Raw genomic sequence first — 956 nt, 5'->3', positions numbered from 1 at the left:
AACCCGCACAGCGCCGGATTGGCCGGGTAATCCGGTTCGCGAGCAAGCTCGCTCCTACGAAAAGCCCGCTCCAGCGCAGCTCGCGCACCTGCCGAACCGGCGTGGGCGCCTGGCCCATGCCCGCGAGGGGCGGGCAAAGGCCGCTGTATAAATCAGCCCCGCCGCTCCCGATGCATCAGCCAGAGGAAATACGGGCAACCGATGAACGCCGCCAGCAATCCCGCCGACACCGGCCATGGATAGGCGATGTTGCGCCCCAGCCAGTCCGCCAGCACCATGATCAGTGCCCCGGCCACTGCGCTCAGCAGCACTTGCGGCGCGGCGCGGCGCACGCCGAGGTGGCGGGCGATGTGCGGGCCGATCAGGCCGACGAAACTCAGCGGGCCGACGATGATTGTCGCAGTAGCGGTGAGCACGGCGGCGGTCAGCAGGATCGCCAGGTGGCCAAGACGCAGCCTCAAGCCCAGCGCAGTGGCCGTGCCGTTGCCCAGCGTCAGCAGGTCCAGCGGGCGAGCCAGTAGCAGACTCACGCCAATCATCACTGCGCCGACTGCCAGCCCGGTGCTCGCCGACAAGACATCTACCTGATAGGTCGAACCGGTCATCCAGCTCATCATCGCCGTCATGCGCGGGTCGCCGCTGGCCAGCAGCAGCGTGCTCAGCGAGTGCAGCAGGGTCGTCAGGCACACGCCGGTCAGCAGCAGGCGCTCGGCATTGAAGGTCTTGCGCCAGGCGAACCACAGCAGCAGGCCGAGGGTCAGCAACGCGCCGATGCTCGCCGCCGGGACCATGTAGGCCTGCGGCTGCGGCATCACCAGGAACAGCACCAGCACGGCGATCGCCGATCCGGAGGTAGCGCCCAGCACTTCCGGGCTGGCCATCGGGTTGCCGGTCAGGCGCTGCACCAGCAGGCCGGCCACGGCGAGCATGGCCCCGGCCGCCAGTGAGCCGAGCAC

General features: G+C 69.0%; 1 protein-coding gene. It reads right to left on the bottom strand.

All coding sequences use genetic code 11. From position 1 onward, the window contains the following. Window positions 1-152 precede the first annotated feature (152 nt). A partial coding sequence (locus ACCC94_RS29835) for an iron chelate uptake ABC transporter family permease subunit (RefSeq protein ID WP_413353188.1) occupies window positions 153-956 on the bottom strand: 804 nt, incomplete at its 5' end.

It is taken from the genome of Pseudomonas sp. Pseusp97, from assembly GCF_047304025.1.
GTDB lineage: Bacteria > Pseudomonadota > Gammaproteobacteria > Pseudomonadales > Pseudomonadaceae > Pseudomonas.
This window is presented reverse-complemented; position numbering and strand designations above follow the sequence as displayed.